This is a genomic window from Rhodococcus sp. 05-2254-2 (assembly GCF_002259095.1).
Lineage (GTDB): Bacteria > Actinomycetota > Actinomycetes > Mycobacteriales > Mycobacteriaceae > Rhodococcoides.
On the sequence record NZ_NOZJ01000008.1, the window covers coordinates 632,302 to 653,265 of the forward strand.

General features: G+C 65.2%; 18 protein-coding genes and 2 pseudogenes. 8 read left to right on the forward strand and 12 right to left on the reverse strand.

The window, feature by feature from the left end; genetic code table 11:
• Position 1: 1 nt before the first annotated feature.
• A complete protein-coding gene (locus CH283_RS13145; protein ID WP_094638398.1) occupies positions 2-1,468 on the forward strand; it encodes a CCA tRNA nucleotidyltransferase in 1,467 nt (488 codons plus the stop codon).
• Between the two features lie 53 nt (positions 1,469-1,521).
• Here CH283_RS13145 and CH283_RS13150 read toward each other — a convergent pair whose 3' ends face one another.
• The 3 genes from CH283_RS13150 to CH283_RS13160 are packed head-to-tail and all read right to left on the reverse strand — an operon-like array spanning position 1,522 to position 5,324.
• Positions 1,522-3,021 carry a DUF4185 domain-containing protein gene (locus CH283_RS13150; RefSeq protein ID WP_094638397.1) on the reverse strand — a complete coding sequence of 500 codons (1,500 nt, stop codon included), beginning with the start codon at positions 3,019-3,021 and terminating at the stop codon, positions 1,522-1,524.
• A 59-nt stretch (positions 3,022-3,080) separates the two neighbouring features.
• On the reverse strand, positions 3,081-4,367 hold the full coding sequence (locus CH283_RS13155; RefSeq protein WP_094638396.1) for an MFS transporter: 1,287 nt from the start codon (positions 4,365-4,367) through the stop codon (positions 3,081-3,083).
• A 24-nt stretch (positions 4,368-4,391) separates the two neighbouring features.
• The gene (locus CH283_RS13160) at positions 4,392-5,324 is read right to left on the reverse strand and encodes an NAD-dependent epimerase/dehydratase family protein (protein WP_094638395.1); all 933 of its coding nucleotides are present in this window, start codon (positions 5,322-5,324) and stop codon (positions 4,392-4,394) included.
• A 118-nt stretch (positions 5,325-5,442) separates the two neighbouring features.
• On the opposite strand from CH283_RS13160, the gene CH283_RS13165 reads away from it, so the two are divergent.
• Together CH283_RS13165 and CH283_RS13170 are read left to right on the forward strand one after the other, a co-directional pair.
• Entirely contained in the window at positions 5,443-6,132 is a 690-nt protein-coding gene (locus CH283_RS13165; RefSeq protein ID WP_094638394.1) for a TetR/AcrR family transcriptional regulator, read from the forward strand.
• Between the two features lie 88 nt (positions 6,133-6,220).
• On the forward strand, positions 6,221-6,838 hold the full coding sequence (locus tag CH283_RS13170) for a YqgE/AlgH family protein (protein ID WP_068047637.1): 618 nt from the start codon (positions 6,221-6,223) through the stop codon (positions 6,836-6,838).
• Positions 6,839-6,907: 69 nt separating this feature from the next.
• On the opposite strand, the pseudogene CH283_RS13175 reads toward CH283_RS13170, so the two are convergent.
• The 4 genes and pseudogenes from CH283_RS13175 to CH283_RS13190 all read right to left on the reverse strand — a co-directional run.
• Positions 6,908-8,134 (reverse strand): annotated as a pseudogene (locus CH283_RS13175) (glutamate decarboxylase); the annotation flags it as partial.
• Between the two features lies 1 nt (position 8,135).
• Positions 8,136-8,474 (reverse strand): annotated as a pseudogene (locus tag CH283_RS13180) (bile acid:sodium symporter); the annotation flags it as partial.
• 9 nt (positions 8,475-8,483) lie between these two features.
• Positions 8,484-9,464, reverse strand: a complete 981-nt coding sequence (locus tag CH283_RS13185; RefSeq protein WP_094638392.1) for a DUF1648 domain-containing protein — start codon at positions 9,462-9,464, stop codon at positions 8,484-8,486.
• A 4-nt stretch (positions 9,465-9,468) separates the two neighbouring features.
• Positions 9,469-9,873 (reverse strand): SdpI family protein, encoded by a 405-nt coding sequence (locus CH283_RS13190; protein WP_068047655.1) that lies wholly within the window; start codon positions 9,871-9,873, stop codon positions 9,469-9,471.
• Positions 9,874-9,941: 68 nt separating this feature from the next.
• Here CH283_RS13190 and leuS point away from each other — a divergent pair, with 68 nt between their 5' ends.
• Positions 9,942-12,764 (forward strand): leucine--tRNA ligase, encoded by a 2,823-nt coding sequence (leuS, locus tag CH283_RS13195; RefSeq protein ID WP_094638391.1) that lies wholly within the window; start codon positions 9,942-9,944, stop codon positions 12,762-12,764.
• 80 nt (positions 12,765-12,844) lie between these two features.
• Positions 12,845-14,119: a lipase family protein gene (locus CH283_RS13200; protein ID WP_094638390.1), complete on the forward strand. Its 1,275-nt coding sequence runs from the start codon at positions 12,845-12,847 to the stop codon at positions 14,117-14,119.
• 16 nt (positions 14,120-14,135) lie between these two features.
• On the opposite strand, the gene CH283_RS13205 is transcribed toward CH283_RS13200, so the two are convergent.
• Complete coding sequence (locus tag CH283_RS13205) at positions 14,136-14,561, reverse strand: pyridoxamine 5'-phosphate oxidase family protein (RefSeq protein WP_094638389.1); 426 nt, start codon at positions 14,559-14,561, stop codon at positions 14,136-14,138.
• 66 nt (positions 14,562-14,627) lie between these two features.
• Positions 14,628-15,815: a TetR/AcrR family transcriptional regulator gene (locus tag CH283_RS13210; protein WP_141215238.1), complete on the reverse strand. Its 1,188-nt coding sequence runs from the start codon at positions 15,813-15,815 to the stop codon at positions 14,628-14,630.
• A 284-nt stretch (positions 15,816-16,099) separates the two neighbouring features.
• Here CH283_RS13210 and CH283_RS13215 point away from each other — a divergent pair, with 284 nt between their 5' ends.
• The gene (locus tag CH283_RS13215; RefSeq protein WP_094638547.1) at positions 16,100-16,474 is read left to right on the forward strand and encodes a LuxR C-terminal-related transcriptional regulator; all 375 of its coding nucleotides are present in this window, start codon (positions 16,100-16,102) and stop codon (positions 16,472-16,474) included.
• A 173-nt stretch (positions 16,475-16,647) separates the two neighbouring features.
• On the opposite strand, the gene CH283_RS13220 is transcribed toward CH283_RS13215, so the two are convergent.
• On the reverse strand, positions 16,648-17,319 hold the full coding sequence (locus tag CH283_RS13220; RefSeq protein WP_094638387.1) for an SDR family oxidoreductase: 672 nt from the start codon (positions 17,317-17,319) through the stop codon (positions 16,648-16,650).
• Positions 17,320-17,332: 13 nt separating this feature from the next.
• On the reverse strand, positions 17,333-17,848 hold the full coding sequence (locus CH283_RS13225) for a DinB family protein (protein WP_094638386.1): 516 nt from the start codon (positions 17,846-17,848) through the stop codon (positions 17,333-17,335).
• A 106-nt stretch (positions 17,849-17,954) separates the two neighbouring features.
• Here CH283_RS13225 and ggh point away from each other — a divergent pair, with 106 nt between their 5' ends.
• Complete coding sequence (ggh, locus tag CH283_RS13230) at positions 17,955-19,292, forward strand: glucosylglycerate hydrolase (RefSeq protein ID WP_094638385.1); 1,338 nt, start codon at positions 17,955-17,957, stop codon at positions 19,290-19,292.
• Between the two features lie 7 nt (positions 19,293-19,299).
• Here ggh and CH283_RS13235 read toward each other — a convergent pair whose 3' ends face one another.
• Positions 19,300-19,986, reverse strand: a complete 687-nt coding sequence (locus CH283_RS13235; protein ID WP_094638384.1) for a thioesterase domain-containing protein — start codon at positions 19,984-19,986, stop codon at positions 19,300-19,302.
• A gap of 199 nt (positions 19,987-20,185) precedes the next feature.
• Between CH283_RS13235 and CH283_RS13240 the strand changes: the two genes are divergently transcribed.
• On the forward strand, positions 20,186-20,896 hold the full coding sequence (locus CH283_RS13240) for a glycoside hydrolase family 25 protein (protein ID WP_094638383.1): 711 nt from the start codon (positions 20,186-20,188) through the stop codon (positions 20,894-20,896).
• The last annotated feature ends 68 nt before the right edge of the window (positions 20,897-20,964 follow it).

Sequence of the window (20,964 nt, forward strand, 5' to 3'; positions counted from 1 at the left end):
CGTGGCCGATCAGTCCCTGTCCTCCGTTTCCGCCGAGCAGACCGATGCCCGCCGGGAGAGGTTGCTGGCGGGAGCTGCTGTGACGCTGCGCGAACTCGCTCCGGTGTTGACTCCGCTGGGCGCACTGTTCGCCGCGGCGGGGCACGAGCTCTTCCTCGTCGGTGGCTCGGTGCGCGATGCAGTTCTCGGTCGACTCGGAACCGATCTGGATTTCACCACCGACGCCAGGCCCGAGGACGTTCAGGCGTTGCTGTCGGGCTGGGCGGACCATCAGTGGGACACCGGCATCGCGTTCGGGACCATCAGCGCGGCCAAGGACGGCCAGACGATCGAGATCACCACCTATCGCACCGACTCTTACGACCAGGTCTCCCGCAATCCCGAGGTGCAGTACGGCAACAGCCTCGATGAAGATCTCGTTCGACGCGATTTCACCGTCAACGCCATGGCAGTACGTCTCGGAGCGGACGGCGCCCAGGAATTCGTCGATCCGCTCGGCGGTATGGACGCGTTACTCGAGGGCGTTCTCGATACTCCCTCGGCACCGGAGGTCTCGTTCGGAGACGATCCCCTGCGCATGCTGCGGGCCGCGCGGTTCGTCTCCCAGCTGGGGTTCACTCTGATGCCACGGGTGCACCGGGCCATCGAGGACATGGCGGAGCAGATCGACCGGATCACCGCCGAGCGAATCCAGGTGGAGCTGGACAAGCTGATCCTCGGTGAGCACCCGATCGACGGCATCGACGTGATGTGCGAGACGGGCCTGGCGCAGCGGATCATCCCCGAGGTGCCCAACATGAAGCTCGAGATCGACGAGCATCACCAGCACAAGGACGTGTACACCCACTCGCTGACCGTGCTGAAGCAGGCCATCGATCTCGAGGACGGCGATCCGGACCTCGTATTGCGTTGGGCCGCACTGCTGCACGACATCGGTAAGCCCGATACCAAGCGAAACGAGCCGGGTGGTGGAGTCAGCTTCCATCACCACGAGGTCGTCGGTGCCAAGTTGGTGCGAAAGCGCATGCGCGCCTTGAAGTATTCCAAGAAGATGATCGAGGATGTCTCGCATCTGGTGTTCCTGCATCTGCGTTTCCACGGCTACGGCAAGGGTCAGTGGACCGATTCGGCCGTGCGGCGCTACGCCACGGACGCCGGCGAGCTACTGCCCAAGCTGCACAAGCTGGTTCGGGCCGACTCGACCACGAGGAACAAGCGTCGAGCCGCCGCGTTGCAGGCCACCTACGACGACCTGGAAGAACGCATCGCCCGCATCGCCGAGCAGGAGGATCTGGCGCGGGTGCGGCCCGACCTCGACGGCAACGCGATCATGGAGTTGCTGAACATCCCGGCCGGACCCGACGTGGGCAAGGCATGGAAGTTCCTGAAAGAAGTGCGTCTCGACCGGGGACCGCTCTCCCGCGAGGACGCGGAGGCCGCGCTGCTCGAATGGTGGCCCACGCAGTAGGAGCGGCTGCGCCGCACGTGCACGAAACCTCGTAGCCTGCTACGAGTTTCCGCTCACGACGAGCGAAGCTCGGCCTTGACCAGATAGACGTTGTAGCTGTCCCACTCCGAGATCGTGAAGTACAGCTCGTTCGCCGTCGACCACGGGTGAACGAAGCCGCCGTAGGTCTTGGGGTACTCGGCGGTGTCGATCAGGGTGGTCGGCGCGGTCCACTGACCTTGCGGTGAATTCGATTCGCGCAGAACGATATCGCCGCGCAGCGGATCGAGATACGTCATCCGCCAGAGGCCACGGACCTCGTCGTGATGGACCGACAGTTCCCCGGCCATACCGTCGGCGATGGGGGTGGCCTCGTTGGATCCGACGGGAGCCCAGGTGCCGTTCACCCAGTATTGGTATGCGGTCTTGTTCAGCACGTCTGCTTTCGAGACGCGGGCGAGCCCGACCTGTCCGGCGCGTCCGTTGACGGTGCCGAACATGTAGACGTACTCCCCCGCCGGGACCATCGTCGACACCTGGAACTTGGAGAAGCCGAAGACGTTGTCCCACTTGGCATGCTCGTCCTTGACCCAGTTGGAACCGTTGTCGTCCGAGTAGGCGATGCCGCCGTAGTTGGTCCACCACACGCCGGGAATCGTGCTCCAGCGTCTGATGGACATGTACGACATGTACTGCCGGTCGTCGATGGCGAAACCGGACGTGGGGATGACCGTCGTCTCCCAGTTCTCTACCTTGCGCGACGGCAGCAGTTCGGCTGCATGACAACGGGAATCCTGCACCATGGAGTCCAGGGTCATGCCGTCGGACAGGTCGGTGTCGGTGCTGTGGCCGAGTGCGTTGGAACGCCAGTCGTCGCCGCCCACGACGCCGAATTCCCACCCTTTGCCGAAGGAATCGCCGAAGGCCACGGCGACCTCACCGGGCTTGCTCTCCCACATGATGCCGAGGTCGGTTCCGTTCACCTGCCAGCGCTTGTCAGTTCGGTTGTCCGATCCCGGTCCGGTCAGCTGGGAGACGACCTCGACGTTTCCGACGGCAGGTGCTCCGGGCGGCACCGTCGTGGGTCCTGGCTCCGCTGGGTTGACGGCGGACGCGGGCGGCGGCGTTCCCGGGGCAGCGGGGCCGGGAATCGGGATCGGAATGGTCTCGGGTTGCGGGTCGATCTCGATGCGCGGGAACGGCAGATGGTCTGCAGAGCCCGTTGCCGGCGTCGGTGCATCGGTGTCGTCGGTGAGATCGGGGCACGGGTCCGCACACGGGTCGGTCAGCGGTTCGGCCTGTACGCGGGTGTTGTTCGGGGCCGGATCGGGAACCGGTACGAGTTCCACCGACGGATAGGGCACGGGAATCACCACACGATCCGGCAACGGCGGCAGCTGGGGCGGATTGCCCGGCCCGATGGGCTCGGGTGGGTAGTCCTTGGGGTCGAATCCTGTTTCGCCACAGGAGTTCACCGGCGGAGGCGGCGCCGCGAACGCCGGTGGTGCAGCGAGAACGGCCGTACCTGCGGCGACCGCGAGTATGCAGCCGAGTGACGCCGAGCGGCCGTGCATGCGGTGCCCCCGTGTTCACCGACGAAACCCATCGGTCCGATACGGAAAGATACACCACGTCAGCGGCGTGTGCGCCCGGTGTTCACCACCGCTGCGGCCAGGCCGAGGGCGTAGATACCTGCCCCGACGAACACCAGGATGTGCGCGGTGGGGTCCTGGCTCAGATCGGTCGTGTCGGGGCCGACGGCGAAGGCCGCCGCAGCGAGTGCGGCGACGAAGGCGACGTTGAACACGGTGTCCTGCAACGTGAAGACGCGTCCGCGATGGGCGTCGTCGATCTCGATCTGCATGGCAGCGTCGCCACTGAGTTTGACGGTCTGCCCGGCGATGCCCAGGAGGAAGGCTCCGATCAGCAAGCTGGTTTGCGTCAGGCCCGAGACGGCACCGAGCTGCGCCACGATGGCGAGCACAAGTGCGGCAGCGATCGTGCGGGTGCGTCCGAACCGGGGAACGGCGAAGGGGGTGATCAGGGCGGCGAGGAACATGCCGACCGCCGAGGCACCGACGGCGATGCCGAAGCCGGCAAGGCCGCCGGGCAGGGTGCTGCTCGTCGTTTCGCGGAGAACCAACACCATGATCAGAGTGTTGATGCCGAACACGATGCGGTGCGCGCCGATGCCGAGCATCGCGGTCGTGACACCGGCGGACCGCCAGACGGCCTGCGCACCCGATTTCAGCCCTTCAGCAACGTCTTTCAGTGGACTGTCGGTGCGACTCTCGATGCCCGGGCCGAGGGATCGTGGTCGGAACCGCGCGGCGGCGAGCGCCCCGACGACCGACCCGGTGGCCGAGAGACCCACGGCGACACCCGAGCCGAAATCCCCGGCACCGATCACGCCGATCACCGCTACGGCGAGGCCCGCACCTGCCGCTGCGAAACCGGATCCGACGGTGGCCAGCACCGAGTTCATCGGTACCAGCCACGATTGCCGAACCACGTGCGGCAGTGATGCCGACGCTCCCGCGAGCACGAACCGACTGAGCCCTACGGTGGCCAAAGCCAACAGCAACAACGGTGTGGCGTCCTCCCCGGCGCACAGCAGGATTGCGGTGGCGACGATCAGTATTATACGAACGATGTTGGCCCACAGCAGGACCGACCGGCGGTCCCAGCGGTCGAGAAGCGCTCCGGCGAACGGTCCCACCAAGGAATACGGGACCAGCAGCACCGCGAATCCGGCCGCGATCTCGGCCGGATTGGTCGCGCGCTCGGGGTTGAAGAGAATGGCACCACTGAGCGCGGCCTGGAACAACCCGTCGCCGAACTGACCGGCGAACCGAATGGTCGTCAGCTTGCCGACCCCCGGAGACTCACGCAGTCGGGCACGGAAGGAAGCGTCGCTCACCGACGGGACTTTAGCCCCCGCCCGTCATACGGAGACGGCGGGCGTCGAGGCTGTCCACCATGCCATCGTTGCGGCTGTGCCGTCGGCGAGTGGAGTGGGCTGTAGCCCGAGGATCGCCTCGCTGCGGCTCGAGTCGAGAAGGTAGGGGTAGCGGAACTGGTAGAGGGTGTCGCCGAGCTCTTTCATCGGACCGGGCACCGCGCTCAGCAGTCGCAGTGCCCAGGTCGGAATGGCACCGATCTTCGGAGTCGGCAGATCTGCAGCAGCCGAGAACATCTCGATCATCGTGCGCTGCGAGACCGCGGGCGCGGTGGGCGCATGCAGGACGGTGTTCCACATCGACGGGGACGCCGCGGCCGTGAGCATGGCGGCTGCCAGATCCGGGACGTAGGTGAACGAGTGAGGAAGGTCGGCGGAGGCGAGGACGCGGACCGGCTTTCCGGCGAGAATCGGCGAGATCACCCGCTCACCCATGTGCGAGGTGATCACCCGAGGCCCGTAGAAATCCGAGGCGGCGACGCTGACGGTGGGGGTCGCGTGAGCGTCGCGCGCGGCGAGAAGCTGGGTGCGCACACCCAGCTTGCGGAACGTCGCCTCGCGGGGTGAGTCCTCGCGGATCGGTCCGTCGACCCGGCCGTAGGCGTACAGACTTTCGGGAAACGCGACGACGGTGCGCGCGGCCGCGTCGAGCACGCGGTTCTGCATGGCGACGAGCTTGTTCCGCCACACCGTGTTCTCGTAGGCGACGTGGGTGCAGTGGTACACGGCGGTGGCGCCGTCGAGGTGTCGACGGAGATCGTCGGATTCGATGTCGACTGCGCGGCGTTCGATCATCGGGTGCTCGGGCCCGTTGCCTGATCGGGTCAGGATTCGCACCGAATGACCCTGTGCAGCAAGCTGTTCGGCAACTGTCCAGCCGACGGGCCCGGCTCCGGTGACGACGTGAAGTTCGGTCATGATCGCTCCATTCGAGGAAAACGAGAGCGGTGCTCTCTGTTATGAAGAGTGTGCACCCGCGGCAACGATAAAGCAAGAGCACTGCTCTCTGAAAAGAGCAGCAGTTACAGTGGCAGCCATGGCGAGCACTCCCCGCACCCGAGCCCGCGCCCAGACCCTGGCCGATATCACGCGGATCGGACGCGAACACCTGGCCGCCGACGGCGCCGCGGCCCTGTCGTTGCGCGCTGTCGCGCGGGACCTCGGTGTGGTCTCCTCGGCCGTCTACCGATACGTCGCCAGCCGCGACGAGCTGCTGACGCTGCTCGTCGTCGACGGATACACCGAGCTCGGAGACACCGTCGACGCAGCGGTGGACGCGGCCGACGGACCCAAGGAGAAGTTCTTGGCTCTCGGCCGGACGGTCCGGCAGTGGGGTCTGCGGGAGCCGGCGCGCTACGCGTTGCTGTTCGGCAGCCCGGTGCCCGGGTATCACGCCCCTGCGGAGCAGACCACCGGGCCGGGCACCCGGGTGATCACCACCCTGGTGGCCGTCCTGAATTCGGCGTGGCAGACACGTCGACCGGACGTCGAGACCGACCCGCCCGAGCTGGCGTCACTGCACGGCAGCTTCGAGGACATCCGTGCGCAGATGGAGATGGATCTGCCCGACGGGCTGATCGCACTGGGCGTCATGGTGTGGGCGTCGCTGTTCGGGGCCATCAGCTTCGATGTGTTCGATCAGTACGGTGCCACGACGTTCTCCAGCAGGGACGCGTTGTTCGAGTACCAGTTGGGATTGTTGACGAAGGTCGCCGGGCTCGAGTAGGTAACAAGGGCGGGAGTGGAGCCTGCGGAACGACCCATGAGGACTGGCCGTATCGCTTGCGCCACATCCGGCGGTGGGCGGTGCCACAATGACTAGCGTGGCAGCGCATGCGGAGGAACCCGAGGACCAGACGGCATCGGCCTTGCGCGATGTCCGTCCCGGCAGTCTGTTGGTGTCGTCCATCGAACTCGTCGAGCCCACGTTTCGGCGCACCGTCATCTACATCATCGAACACAACGATGCGGGCAGCCTCGGTGTCGTGATCAACCGTCCCAGCGAGACGGCGGTGCAGAACGTACTGCCCAACTGGTCCGAGCTGGCAGCCAAACCGCAGGCGCTGTACGTCGGTGGCCCGGTCAAGCGCGATTCGGCTCTGTGCCTGGCGACGCTGCGGACCGGTGTGTCGATCGACGGTGTTCCCGGTCTGCGCCGTGTTGACGGCCGAGTGGTGATGGTCGATCTCGATTCCGATCCTGCCGACATCGCCCCACTCGTCGAGGGCGTGCGCATCTTCGCCGGATACTCGGGCTGGACGTTCGGGCAACTCGAAGGTGAACTCGACCGTGACGACTGGATCGTGTTGTCGGCCTTGGCATCCGACGTGATCGGTCCGCCGCGGATCGACCTGTGGGCGCATGTACTGCGCAGGCAGCCGATGCCGTTGGCGCTGCTGGCATCTCATCCGATCGACGTCGACCGCAACTAGAGCGGCTGCGCCGCACGTGAGCGAAACCTCGTAGCAGGGGTCGAGTTTTCGCTCACATGCGCGCAGCGCTCAGTGAGCGAAGGCCTGCGCGCTCGAGTGTCCACCTGACTTCAAGCCGGCGAGCACCTCGTCGATGGCGATGCACAGCATTCGGCCCAGGTCCGCGCTGAAACCCTCTCGCACTACGACTCTGAGCACGGCGACGTCGGTTGCGTTGTCGGGCATCGTGTATGCCGGCACCTGCCAGCCGCGGGCGCGTAGTTCGTGGGAGACGTCGAAGACGGTGAACTCGCAGTGATCCTTCAGCATGAACGACAGGACCGGGATGGCCGAGCCGTCGGTGATCACTTCGATGTCGGGGTGTTTCGCGAGGTGTCGGCTGACGCGAACGGCGGTGTCGCGCAGTGCTTTCATGATGTCGGTGTAGCCGGATCTGCCGAGGCGTAGGAAGTTGTAGTACTGCCCGATCACCTGATTGCCCGGCCGGGAGAAGTTCAGCGTGAAGGTGGGCATGTCGCCGCCGAGGTAATTGACGCGGAACACGAGGTCCTCGGGCAGGTCTTCCTTGGTTCGCCAGACGGCGAATCCAATTCCTGGATAGGTCAGTCCGTACTTGTGGCCGCTGGCGTTGATGGACTTGACCCGAGGCAACCGGAAGTCCCACACAAGCTCCGGGTACAGGAACGGTACGACGAATCCGCCACTGGCCGCGTCGACATGGACCGGTACGTCGGGCCCGCCGCTACCCGCGATCTCGTCCAGTGCAGCGCAGATCTCTTGTACCGGTTCGAGTTCTCCGGTGAACGTGGTGCCGAGGATGGCGACGACACCGATGGTGTTCTCGTCCACTGCATCTCGAACCTGTTCCGGGGTGATGACGTAGCGTCCGCGCTCGACGGGCAGGTACTTGGGCTCCACGTCGAAGTAGCGGCAGAACTTCTCCCACACCACCTGAACATTGCTGCCGAGCACCAGGTTCGGAGTGTCGGTACCTGCTCCCCTCGCTCGCCAGCGCCACTTGAGTGCCAAGCCGGCCAGCATGACTGCCTCGCTGGAGCCGATGGTCGAGACCCCGGTGGCCGACGACGGGTCCTCCCGGCCGAGTCCGGGCGCGTGGAACAGGTCGGCGACGATGTTGACGCAGCGTTCCTCGATGGCGGCGGTGGACGGGTACTCGTCCTTGTCGATCATGTTCTTGTCGAACGTCTCGGCCATGAGTTTCTCGGCCTGCGGATCCATCCACGTGGTGACGAACGTCGCCAGATTCAGGCGCGAGCTGCCGTCGAGCATCAGTTCCGGTCGACGGGACCAGGCAGAGGAACAGCATTCCGGTGTAGAGGTCGTCGCTGATCACGCCGGGGACGAGAATCCGCAGGGCCAGCCCGAGTGCCGGGAACAGCAGATACGTGCACGCCAGGATCACCGAGTGCAGCCGCCAGTGCTTGACGCCGTTCCAGGCGTCGCGCGGCGAGAGTCGAGCGCCGTAGATGAGGAACAGCAGGGCAATGGCGATGCGCGTCACCCAGCCCAGGACGTCCTCCGCTGTGCCGGTGGCCGGGAACAGGCTTGCCAGCGCTGCGACCGCGAAGATGCCCAACAGGAAGGGATCCAGCACGGTATCCCGCAACAACTTCACTTGGCTAACTTAATCCACCGTAGCGTTGCGAGTGCGGGCGGTCAGGGTGTTGAGCGTTCCCGCGATCTTCTCGGCGTGCACGGATCCGATGGTGAGCCGATCCCCGTTGGCGAAGGTGACGAAGGCCGCGGGACCGGCGTCGGTGGCGACGGCGTAGTTCCCGCGTCCCTTGGCCCGAAGTCCCCAGCCCCCGAACTCCTTCGAGGGATCGACCGCCCGAACCGAGGCACCGGTGATCTCGTCGATGTCGTAGTCGAATGCCGCCATGCCCAGGCTCGAGACGAAGAGGCCGTCGCTGTCGATGTGCACGGTGAAGCGCAGCAGGGACAGAATCAGAATCGTCAGTCGGGCGAACAGGAAGATCGGCCACAGTGAGCCGGACAGCCAGCACGTCAGAGCGGCTCCGGCCAGGGAGACTGCCACGACGGTGATGCCGGCGACCCGGCTGGCTCCGACGTGGACCACCAGGGGCAACTCCGGGCTGCAGCGCGGAAGATCTGCGTGCGGCGGTGATGTGGCGTCGACGCGTTCGCGGTAGTCACGCAGCCTGGACGCACCGAACAACCCGGCCGCGAATCCGACGACGGTTCCCACCGCGATAGCCCAGCCGGGGATGGTCACGCTCCGTTCGGACGCCATGTCCAGTTCTCGGACGAGGGTCGCGATCTGCAGAACACCGATCGTTCCGACGACGGTCAGCCCGATGACCAGCATGGTTCGACGCATGATCAGCAGCACCCGAGTCAACGACGCGACGGCACTGCACCCACCGCCGACCAGCACGATCACGATCGCGAGGGTCCAGGCGTTGGAGAGTGGATTGGAGAAGTCGTCCGGTTCGGTGCCGCTGAAGTGAGTGGCGACCTGCTCGGGCAGACGGCCTTGCCACAGGTAGGCCAGGACGAGTCCGAGTGCGGCGACGACAAGGGGGACGGCAACGCCGAACATGACCCCGGCCGGGTCGAACGTGCGTAGTGCCTTCGCCTTCATCCGCTCAGCTCGGCTGGCAGGCGTCCTTGAGGCTGCACGAGATGCACGAGCTTCCGCATCCGTCCGCCTCGGCGGGTGGCGGAACGGCCGCTGCTGCGCGGGCCCCGATGGATCCGCCGGCTGCGGCGATGAACAGCGCGGCCACGAGGGCAACGACGACGCCGACGACGGCGGCGATGCCGTTCAGTGCGAGGGCGGCCACTGCGCCGATGGCCAGTACCAGCGCCGATGCGGCTGTCGTGGGACCGGCGACGCGATTGGCGAGGGTGAACGTCTCGTCGTCACGCATGGCCTCGGCGGTGCGGACACCGGCGAAGCGGTTGCGTGGGAGCCGACCCAGCAGCGACATGGCAGCGACAGCGCCGACGACGAGCGCGAGCACGAACAACACAACCGAGACGATGACCACCTGGCCAGGATACGGCGCAGCGAGGTCCTGGTACCAGGCGGGCCGCATCACACTTTAGGCTGGTAGGTGTGACCGATTCCGTTGAAGCACCCACCGAGTCCGCCCCCGAGTACCGCTACACAGCCGATCTCGCCGGGCACATCGAGGAGCAGTGGCAGGACCTGTGGGAGACACAGGGCACTTTCGACGCTCCCAACCCGGTCGGAACCCTCGCCGGAGACGTCCCGAAGGACAAGCTGTTCGTTCAGGACATGTTCCCGTATCCGTCGGGCAGTGGCCTGCATGTCGGCCACCCCCTCGGCTACATCGCCACCGACGTGTTCGCGCGGTATCACCGCATGCAGGGTCGCAACGTGCTGCATGCGCTGGGCTACGACGCGTTCGGTCTGCCGGCCGAGCAGTACGCCGTGCAGACGGGCACGCACCCGCGCAGCACCACCGAGAACAACATCACCAACATGCGACGCCAGTTGCGTCGGCTGGGTCTCGGGCACGATCGCCGACGGTCCTTGGCGACGACGGACGTCGACTTCTACCACTGGACACAGTGGATCTTCCTGCAGATCTTCAACTCGTGGTTCGACGCGGACCTCGGTAAGGCCAGGCCCATCTCGGAACTGGAGGCGGCGTTCGCCTCGGGTGAGCGGTCTTTGGACGACGGCCGCTCCTGGGAATCGCTGACCGTCGGTGAGCGCCGTGAGGTGATCGACGGGTTCCGTCTGGTGTACGAGTCCAACTCGATGGTCAACTGGTGCCCCGGTCTGGGTACGGTGCTCGCCAACGAGGAGGTCACCGCCGACGGACGCAGCGATCGCGGCAACTTCCCGGTGTTCCGAAAGAACCTGCGGCAGTGGATGATGCGAATCACCGCGTACTCCGACCGCCTGGTCGACGACCTCGAGTACCTGGATTGGCCCGAGAAGGTCAAGACCATGCAGCGCAATTGGATCGGGCGATCCCGCGGTGCGCAGGTCTCGTTCTCGAACATCGAGGTGTTCACCACCCGCCCGGACACGCTGTTCGGTGCCACCTACGTGGTGCTCGCCCCCGAGCACGAACTGGTCGACGGGTTGGTTGCTCCCGAGTGGCCTTCCGACGTGTCCGAGAAGTGGACCGGCGGAGCCGCTACTCCCGCGGAAGCCGTTGCGGCATATCGCGCTTCGATTGCCGCCAAGTCAGATCTGGAGCGGCAGGAGAACAAGGAGAAGACCGGCGTCTTCATCGGCGCCTACGTGAGCAACCCGGTCAACGGTGAGCAGGTGCCGGTGTTCATCGCGGACTACGTGCTGACGGGCTACGGCACCGGCGCGATCATGGCCGTACCCGGACACGATGCCCGCGACTGGGAGTTCGCCACGGCATTCGGTCTACCGGTGCGCGAGGTCATTTCGGGCGGAGACGTCACCGAGGCCGCGTACGTCGGCGACGGTGCCGTGGTGAACTCCGACTTCCTCGACGGCCTGCCGGTGGACGAGGCCAAGGCCGCCGTCATCGCGCGGTTGGAAGCCGACGGCACCGGCCGCGGCACCATTCAGTACAAGCTGCGCGACTGGCTGTTCGCTCGCCAGCGCTACTGGGGCGAGCCGTTCCCGATCGTCTGGGACTCCGAGGGCAACCCGCACGGCCTGCCGGATTCTGCTCTGCCGGTGGAACTTCCGGAGGTCGAGAACTACGCGCCGGTCTCGTTCGATCCGGACGACGCCGGCTCCGAGCCGTCCCCGCCACTGGCGAAGGCCAGCGAGTGGGTCAACGTCGAGCTCGATCTGGGCGACGGGCTGCAGACCTACACCCGCGACACCAACGTCATGCCGCAGTGGGCCGGTAGTTCCTGGTACCAGCTGCGCTACATCGACCCCACCAACTCCGAGGCCTTCGCGGACCCGGAGAACGAGAAGTACTGGGTCGGGCCGCGTCCGGAGATCCACGGACCCAACGATCCCGGCGGGGTCGATCTCTACGTCGGTGGCGTCGAGCATGCGGTGCTGCACCTGCTGTACTCGCGCTTCTGGCACAAGGTGTTGTTCGATCTCGGCCATGTCAGCTCGAGCGAGCCGTACCGTCGCCTGTACAACCAGGGCTACATCCAGGCCTTCGCCTACACCGATGCCCGAGGCGTCTACGTACCCGCGGCCGAGGTGATCGAGCGCGACGGCGGCTACTTCCATCAGGACCAGCCCGTCAACCGTGAGTACGGCAAAATGGGTAAGTCTCTGAAGAACTCGGTCTCCCCCGACGAGATCTTCGCCGAGTACGGTGCCGACACCCTGCGCTTCTACGAGATGTCGATGGGCCCGCTGGACACGTCGCGGCCGTGGGCGACCAAGGACGTCGTCGGCGCGCAGCGGTTCCTGCAGCGGGTGTGGCGACTGGTACTCGACGAGGTGACCGGCGAGGTCCGCGTCACCGACGACAAGCCCACCGAGGACACACTGCGCGTGCTCAACCGTGTGATCGATGGTGTGCACGCGGATTACGCTGCGCTGCGCGACAATACGGCCGGTGCCAAGCTCATCGAGCTGACCAACCACATCACCAAGGCGTACCCCGACGGTGCTCCGCGTGGGGTCGTCGAGCCGCTGATCCTGATGCTCGCTCCGCTGGCTCCGCACCTGTCCGAGGAACTGTGGAGCAAGCTCGGCCACGAGAAGTCGCTGGCACACGGTCCCTTCCCGCGCGTGGAGAAGAAGTGGCTCGTCGCCGATACCGTCGACTACCCCATTCAGGTCAACGGCAAGGTACGCAGCCGCATCACCGTCCCCGCCGATGCGACCAAGGACGACGTCGAGAAGACTGCACTGGCCGACGAGAAGATCGTCGCCCTGCTCGACGGCAAGGCCCCGACCAAGGTCATCGTGATCCCGGGTCGAATGGTGAACATCGTCCTGAAGTAGCCCCCGCCGAACTCGAAGTTGTGGATGAAAATCTGGCGATTTCCGTCCATAACTTCGAGCTCGGGGCTTTAATTTGTTCCATGTCACAGGTCGGTAAAGGATTCGTGGTGAGGCTGGTGGCCTCCGTCGTCCTGGTTCTTGGATCCGTCACGCTCGTGAGTGTCCCTGTTGCACAAGCAGATCCGGGGCCCGGCTCACCGATTCCGGCCGACGATCCGTTCTACGATTGGGACGGTGGCCTGGACGTCTCCCCGGGAACGGTGCTTCGGTCGAGGCCCATGACGTTCCGAACGCCGAACCAGCCGACGCCGGTCACCGGTAGCCAGGTTCTGTACAGAACTACCGACCAGCAGGGCGACGCCGTCGTCACGGTCGCCACAGTGCTGCGGCCGCTGATCCCCGGACCGACGCGAATCGTGTCGTACCACATGGCATACGACGCCCTCGGGTCCCAGTGCAATCCCTCGTACACCCTCAGCGGCGGGTCCACGAGTCCTATTGCCGGTGCGGAACAGGTGGTCATTGCCGGTTATCTCGCTGCCGGTTACACCGTCGTCGTGCCGGATTACGAGGGCGAGGAACTCGAGTGGACGATCGGACGGCAGTCGGGGTACGCAGCTCTGGACGGCGTTCGCGCGGCACAGTCCTTTCTGCAGCTTCCGTCGAACACCCCCGTCGGCATGGTCGGATACTCCGGAGGCTCCGTCCCGACGCAGTGGGGTGCCGAGATTGCCCCCGAGTACGCACCCGAGCTGAACCTCGTCGGAGCGGCGGCCGGCGGGCTGCCCGTCGACCTGGCTCACAACCTGCCGTACGTCAGCGGAAGCAAGGAGTGGGCGGGCGTCATTCCGGCTCTGATCGTCGCCTACCAACGCGCCTACGGTCTCGACCTGGACGATTTCATCTCCGACTACGGTCGCCAGGTGATCGATCAGGTCGATCAGGAGTGCATCGCCCAGTTCGCCGACGACTACCCGACGCTCACCGACGCGTCGATGGTCAAGGCTCCGTACACCTCCATGCTCGACGTACCCGAGGTGGTGGCGGCGATCGACGACAACATCATGGGTAGCCAAGGCACTCCGCGGACGCCGATGTTCCTGGCTGTGGGGCAAGCCGATCCGATCGGCGATTCCGTCATGATCACCGCGGACGTACAGGGACTGGCGTACGAATACTGCGGCCGGGGCGTCGATGTGCAGTACGCGCAGTACGACGGCTTGTCGCACAGCGAAGCCTTCCCGGCTTTCGAGGCCCAGAGTCTGCAATTCCTGACCGAGCGGTTCTCCGGTGGGCCGAAGCGGAGCAACTGCGGAACCATCCCGCCCGGAAACAGCCTGGCACCGACTCCGTAGAACCCGGGTGGTTCTGTCAGATCGCGCCCAGATCGGCCGACAGCCAATGCTCCGGCTGCAGGTAGAACACCACGTTCGCTTCGTGCTCACTGTCGGCCATCTCGAGGTAGCCGTCGACCTTCTCCGGCGGCAGATAGCGCGCTGCCATGGTGCGCAGTAACTCCGGTGTACTCGGCTGTTCCCGCGCAACGGATCCGTCGACCGAGACGTACCTGATCCTCGGGTCCGACTGCTCGACCATCAGCGTGAATCGACCTGCAGCTCTGATTAATTCGGCCTTCCTGGACGTCTTCCCGGTGAGGACCCACGCCTGGGCACCGGGGGTGTAGTCGTACCAGATGGGGACAGTCAACGGACCACGATCAGGGCCTGCAGCGACGGACAGCGCGGCGATGTGAGGTTCGGCCAGAAATTCTTCGCGTTCTGCCTTCGACAGTGCCATGAAACAACCGTAGGACTTTCGCAGACCAAGTTCTAGACCTGAGACGAACCCTCGGGCCGGGTGACGTCAGGGCGTCCTGGTCGAGATGCCGGGCATGAGTAGTCGGAGAACGCCGTCGGCAACGTCGATTGCCGATTCGGTCGGCCGCGTCAAGCATCGGAACAGCACGTTGTTGGTCAGCATGACTGCCGCCTCGATCGTCGGTGCCTCGTCGCTGAACACGCCGGTTTCGCGACCGCGTTCGAGGATGGGGACGACGGCGGCAGGTAGGTACAGGTTCTCCATCACGGTCGTGATCGTGCTCGGCTGTTGGAACTGCTCGAAGCTGAGCGCGAGGAGCATCCCTGTGCTCATCGCGCGGTTGTCGATCACGAACTCGCCCACCGCAATCAACGTGCGCTGCAGAGCGATTGCGGGCTCGATGCCGAGGCGTTCGTCGGCTCGGCGCAGTCGTAGGACGCGATCGAACTCGGGTTTCAGTGCGGCGACGATGATGTCTACCTTGCTGGGAAACAGGCGTCGGAGATCCTCGACTCGAATCTTTGCTGCTGCGGCGATGTCGGCGAGCGTCACCAGGAAGTATCCGTTGTCGAGGAAGAGCGCTTCCGTGGCCGCGATGACGTCGGCCTCCAGATCGGGGCGGAGGGACGCGGCATCGTCGAGCACGTCGACGGGGTCGGGTTCGGTCGAGTTCCGATCGGAATGCACTGGGTCGACGGCCCAACGCAGGATCGAGGTGACTGCCTCGGCTACCTCGCTCGTGGCAACGGAACCCGGCGTGAGCATCTCGCGAAGAGCGTAGCCGTCGAGAAGTGCGCCCAGGGCAGTGGACAGGGACGTCAACGTCAGTGGCCGACGCACGGACCCGCCCTGAGCTTGGATGGCCCGACCCACCATGGTGCGCAGGTCGGCATCGAGTCGCTCGAATTCGGGGGTGACGGCTTTGCGCGCCCCGTCGTGGTCGCTGGCGAGCAGGGTGGCGACCAGGCGCCGACGCATCAGGCCGGAGGTCAGGTCCTCGAACAGGGCGGACACCGGCGCGGTCGCGTCTCGCAGCCCGGCAGGCGGGTCGATGGGCGTCGTGCCGATGTAATTCACGGTGAGGTTGTCGAGAAGATCCGCCACGAACGCTTCTTTGCCGCCGGAACCTCCACTGCGAGAGTTGCCTGGGTAGGTGTTGTGGAACGTTTGATGCGACAGCCCAGCACCGTCGACCACCGCCGAGATGGACAGCGAGCGGGCGAGGTGGGTCATGTCCACGTCGTTCAGGAGCCGGTATCCGGCGTGGAGAAATTGTTCACGCGGGACGGGCCTAGGGTTCAACGTCAACCGCCTTCACTGGACTTCACAGCACCTGAATGGATCACGAACCATAGCAATCCAGTGACCGAGCTCGCAGTGTTTAGTTCTAACTACATGTCTGTGTAGTCGTAACACTCGAATCGATGTTGTTCTCGAATTGGTTTGTGTTGCAGGGGGTTCGCGGTCCGTGGTCCGATACTCATCGGCCTCAAGGCCGGTATCTCGAGGAGGACCCGATGGTGTTGATCGATCGTCGACCCCAAGTCCAGACGCGCGTCGCAGTGCCCGGGACAGTGCGCAACCCCCTCGGCCCGAGGCCGCCCGTCACCCGTTCCACTCTTGCATCGGGGCGAGTCCAGGGCCGACGACCAGCGCCGACGTACGCGTCACCCGGACTGACCGAGCGTGAAGTTGCAGTCCTGAAAGTCTGGTTGGACTGCGACTCCAAAGTCGAAGTCGGTGCGCGCCTCCACATCGCCTTGGGAACCGTCAACACCCACCTGACACGAATTCGAGACAAATACTCCCGCGTCGGTCGGGCAGCACCTACCAAGGCGGCACTCGTCGCCAGGGCCCTGCAAGACGGCATAGTGAAACTCGACGACCTCTGAGCGACGAAGGTCGGCGGGGTTGATTGCAGGCAACGTGCGTAGCCGAGGGGCCCACGCAAGTCGTCTGGCCAACGAACTACCAGACTCACGCCGAACCCTCTGTTGTGAGCGGAAACTCGACCCCCACTACGAGGCCGGAGTGGAGCCTGCGCAACGACCGAGGGGACTTTCGCTCACCTGGTGCGCAGCACCACTTCTGTGGGATGTGCGTCGGCAGGCGTATCGATGGCATTGCGTACCGCACGGGCAACGGTACTGGGCTGCAGGAACTTCGAGCCGTCGTACTCCCCACCCTCGTGCGCGACGATCTCCTGCTGCATTTCGGTGTCGATGCGTCCGGGATGCAGCGAGGTCACGCGTAGCGACGGTTCTTCCTGCCGTAGTGCATCTCCGAAGGCCCGGAGCGCGAACTTGCTCGCCGCGTAGCCGCCCCACCCGGGGTTCGCGCGAATACCCGCACCCGAATTGATCAGCACCACATGGCCGTTCGCCTTTCGCAGCGCCGGAAGGAGCAATCGAGTCAGCTCGACGACGGCGATGACGTTCACCTCGTACTGCCGACGCCAATCATCGGCCGTCGACTCCTCGACCGTCCCCAGCGCCGCGACTCCGGCGTTGTGCACCAACACATCCAGAGAATCGATGCCCGACGCGGCCGCCGCAACCGCGTCGGGATCGGTCAGTTCCACCGGCCACGGGGTAGCTCCTGCCAGTTCCGACGCGATCGGCTCGAGAGACTCGGCCGATCGTCCGCCGAGCAGGACGTGGTGATCCGGGGCGAGCAGTCGGGCGATGTGGGCCCCGAGGCCACGGCTTGCTCCGGTCACCAACGCAGTACGAGTCATGAAAGCAGGTTACTCAAAAGCTCATACCGGCTTCGGCTGCCCAGGTCCGGGTGGTGTTCGCTCCGTCGAGTTCTTCACGAATGATGTCCGCGTGTCCCGCGTGCTGGGAGATCTCGCGCAGAATGTGCAGCACCGTGAATCGTGCGCTCTGCCAAATGCGTTCGGGTGCCCAGGGTGCCGTCGGCACCGGGACCGACAGGTCGAGGTCCAACGTCTCGAGCGCAGCCGAGGTGGAGGCCGCCACCTCGTCCCATTCGGCGATCAACCCCGCGACGGTTTCGTTCTCGGCCATGACGTATTCGCCGCCGGCGCTGGCCATGTCGAATTCCGCGTTCTCGTCCAGGTCGGCGATCACCTTCATCCAGTGCCGTTCGTTGCTGATCACGTGATGCAGCAGCCCGCCGAGGGTCAACTCGCTCGTGGTGGTGCGGGTGCGCGCCTGCTCCTCGGTGATTCCGCGGACGGTGATGTGAAAATTGGCGCGTTGTTCGTCGAGCATCTTCACGATGTCGGTGTTCTCGGTGGTCATTGTTCCTCCTGGTGGTTGGTGATGTTCACAGTAGGAGCGATCGAGGACAGGTTCGGTCCGCAATTTCAAACGAGCGGAATGTCGCCTGTGCACGCAAACTGTCTGCATGGGCGATCGAGGTTTCACTTCCACGCAGCTGGCAGCGCGCGCGGCATATCTGCTCAGGGGCAACGACCTGGGCACCATGACCAGTGCGGCTCCGCGGCTGTATCCGCACATGTGGAGCTGGGATGCGGCGTTCGTCTCCGTCGGACTGGCCCCGCTGAGCGTGGAGCGGGCCGTGGTGGAGATGGACACCTTGCTCTCCGCACAGTGGAAGAACGGGATGATCCCGCACATCGTGTTCGCCAACGGTGTCGACGGCTACTTCCCCGGCCCGGCGCGGTGGGCCACCGGCACGCTCGCGTCGCACGCACCGATGAGCCCGCAGACCTCGGGCATCACCCAACCGCCGGTCCACGCGATCGCGGTGCAGCGCATCTTGGATCACTCCAAGCGCCACGGACGCACGACGCGTGCCGTCGCCGAGGAGTTTCTCGATCGCCGCTGGGGTGATCTGGTGCGGTGGCACAGGTGGCTCGCCCAGGCCCGCGATGTCGACGACAACGGAAGAATCGCGGTTTTCCACGGCTGGGAGTCGGGGATGGACAACTCGCCGCGGTGGGATTCGGCCTACGCGAATGTGGTTCCGGGAGAGATGGATCCGTACTTCCGGGAGGACAAGGCGGTCATCAGCGACGCTTCCCAGCGGCCCAGCAATCTCGAGTACGACCGCTACATCTGGCTCGTGGAGGAGATGAAGCAGGTCGGGTACGACGACGACGCATTGAAGACGAAGATGAGCTTCGCCGTCGAGGATGTGTTCGTCAGCGCCATCTTCGCGGTGGCCTGCGATGTGCTCGCGACCATCGGCGAGGATCATTCGCGTCCCCACTCCGATGTTCGGGAGCTGCGGTCGTGGGCGGAGAAGTTCCGCAAGGGAGTGATTGCGACGACCGACGCGCGCTCCGGCGGGGCCCGCGACTTCGATCTGCGGACGGGCCAGTGGATCGGCACCGAGACCATCGCGATGTTCGCGCCGTTGCTGTGTGGCGGCCTGCCCCGCGAGCAGGAACGCAATCTGCTTCGGATCTTCGAGGGCACGAGATTCTGCGGTCACCCGGATCTGCGGTACGCGGTTCCGCCGTCCACGTCGCCCGTCTCGAAGGATTTCCGTGCCCGTGAGTACTGGCGCGGGCCGGTGTGGCCGGTGATGACGTGGCTGTTCTCGTGGGCATTCGCGCGTCGTGGGTGGTCCGAGCGGTCACTGTCGTTGCGCGACGAAGGCTTGCGCCAGGCCAGCGACGGCAGCTTCGCCGAGTACTACGAACCGTTCACCGGCAAGCCGCTCGGCAGCATGCAGCAATCGTGGACGGCCGCGGCCGTACTGGACTGGCTGGGGTAGCGCGAGATCAGCTGAGGTAGCTGTCGACCAACGGGCCGACGACGTCGAACGAGGTGGCGTCGGGCACGAGGTACTTGGCGACGGTGCCGCAGACGAAGGGATGCCATGCGGAACCGGAGTCGGTCCCCAGGGACGAGACGGCCAGGATGTCGCCGAAGTATATGCCGGGTAGGTGGCGCTGAACGAGTTCGTCGTTGTGCGAGGCGACGGCGAGCAATTCTTCGACATGGCTGCGATCGATCTCGTCACCCATGGCGGCGAGGAGATCGGCACCCTCGGCGCGGGCCCGGACAGGGTCGCTGTCGAGCAGCGTCAGTGCGCCGACCGTGACGCCCCGATTCTGCAGTTCGACGGCGATGGCGTGAGCGAGAACTCCACCGAACGACATGCCGAGGAGGTGGATGGCGCCGTCGGTCTGGATGCGAACGATGTCGTCGGCGTACTGCGCCGCCAGTGCCGCGAGGGATTCCGCGCGCTCACCGGACGCGGGTACCTGGACGCCGTAGATGGGGCGGTCGTCGTCCACGTGAGCGGTCAGGCCCGCGTAGCAATCGACCAGACCCACCAAGGGGTGGATGCAGAACACGGGGTCGAGGTGTCCGGTGGTTCGGATCGGTGCGATTGTCGGCACCGCGTAGTCGGACGGGTCGAGCTCCGTGAGAGCCAGATGCGAGAGATCGTTCACGACAGTCATGGGTGCGCCTCCGAGCCAAGAGATGTAGTTCGTGTTTCCATTGGACTTGTTTGTTCGTGCCGACTCTGGGTATGTCGCCATCGGCAGCGTGAGTGTTACCCACGTCTCATCACCGACGACTCAATCACGTCTGTGGACAGAACGCATTAGTGACTGTTCACCATTGAGTGCCCAGGTCCGGGCCCCTAACCTCACCCGGGTGGTCTTCTCCCGCACGCTGCGTGCCCTGTTCGGATTGTTCTCCGTCGGCGTCATCGCCTGCGCTGCGCCCGGCATCGCGTCCGCTGTTCGGCAGGGTCCGGACGTCTCGTCGTGGCAACACATCGACGGCACCGCGATCGACTGGCATGCCGTCAAGGCTGCGGGCCACGGCTTCGCGATGGTCAAGGCCACCGAGGGGCTGGATTACGTCAACCCGTACTTCGTCGAGGATTCCATCGTCATGCGCACGGCGAACGTGGCGCGCGGGGCGTACCACTACGCCGATGTGACGTTGTCACCCGAGCTGCAGGCCGCGTACTACTCGGCACTGGTGTTGGGCATCAACGGACCGGGCGATCTGCCGCCGGTGCTCGACCTCGAAGATGCCAAGGGCAGGTCGCCGGCCGAGGTGATCGACTGGACGCACCGGTACCTCGATACCGTCCAGACGCTGACCGGACGTCAGCCGATCATCTACACCTATCCCAACTTCTGGCGGACGGCGATGGCCGACACCCACGAGTTCAACAACTATCCGCTGTGGATCGCCGACTACGACGACGAGCTGGGGCCGCTGCCCGGCGGCTGGACCGACTGGCTTTTCTGGCAGTTCACCGACCGTGGCACGATTCCCGGAATCGACGGGCGAACCGACATCAATCACTACTCGGGCACACCGGAATCGTTGAAGGCATTGGCTCGCTGGTGATCGACCCCCACAACGCCGTGATCGCCGCGAAGGTCCACGACCTCGCGGCGATCACGGCGCTGACGAAT

Bases quoted from the DNA above. Each gene is read 5' to 3' on its own strand.
- CH283_RS13165 (WP_094638394.1), top strand. From the start codon at position 5,443: ATGGCGAGCACTCCCCGCACCCGAGCCCGCGCCCAGACCCTGGCCGAT.
- CH283_RS13170 (WP_068047637.1), top strand. From the start codon at position 6,221: ATGACTAGCGTGGCAGCGCATGCGGAGGAACCCGAGGACCAGACGGCA.
- CH283_RS13210 (WP_141215238.1), bottom strand. From the start codon at position 15,815: ATGACCCACCTCGCCCGCTCGCTGTCCATCTCGGCGGTGGTCGACGGT.
- CH283_RS13205 (WP_094638389.1), bottom strand. From the start codon at position 14,561: ATGGCACTGTCGAAGGCAGAACGCGAAGAATTTCTGGCCGAACCTCAC.
- CH283_RS13185 (WP_094638392.1), bottom strand. From the start codon at position 9,464: ATGAAGGCGAAGGCACTACGCACGTTCGACCCGGCCGGGGTCATGTTC.
- CH283_RS13220 (WP_094638387.1), bottom strand. From the start codon at position 17,319: ATGACTCGTACTGCGTTGGTGACCGGAGCAAGCCGTGGCCTCGGGGCC.
- ggh (WP_094638385.1), top strand. From the start codon at position 17,955: ATGGGCGATCGAGGTTTCACTTCCACGCAGCTGGCAGCGCGCGCGGCA.
- CH283_RS13215 (WP_094638547.1), top strand. From the start codon at position 16,100: ATGGTGTTGATCGATCGTCGACCCCAAGTCCAGACGCGCGTCGCAGTG.
- CH283_RS13150 (WP_094638397.1), bottom strand. From the start codon at position 3,021: ATGCACGGCCGCTCGGCGTCACTCGGCTGCATACTCGCGGTCGCCGCA.
- CH283_RS13200 (WP_094638390.1), top strand. From the start codon at position 12,845: ATGTCACAGGTCGGTAAAGGATTCGTGGTGAGGCTGGTGGCCTCCGTC.
- CH283_RS13235 (WP_094638384.1), bottom strand. From the start codon at position 19,986: ATGACTGTCGTGAACGATCTCTCGCATCTGGCTCTCACGGAGCTCGAC.
- CH283_RS13225 (WP_094638386.1), bottom strand. From the start codon at position 17,848: ATGACCACCGAGAACACCGACATCGTGAAGATGCTCGACGAACAACGC.
- CH283_RS13160 (WP_094638395.1), bottom strand. From the start codon at position 5,324: ATGACCGAACTTCACGTCGTCACCGGAGCCGGGCCCGTCGGCTGGACA.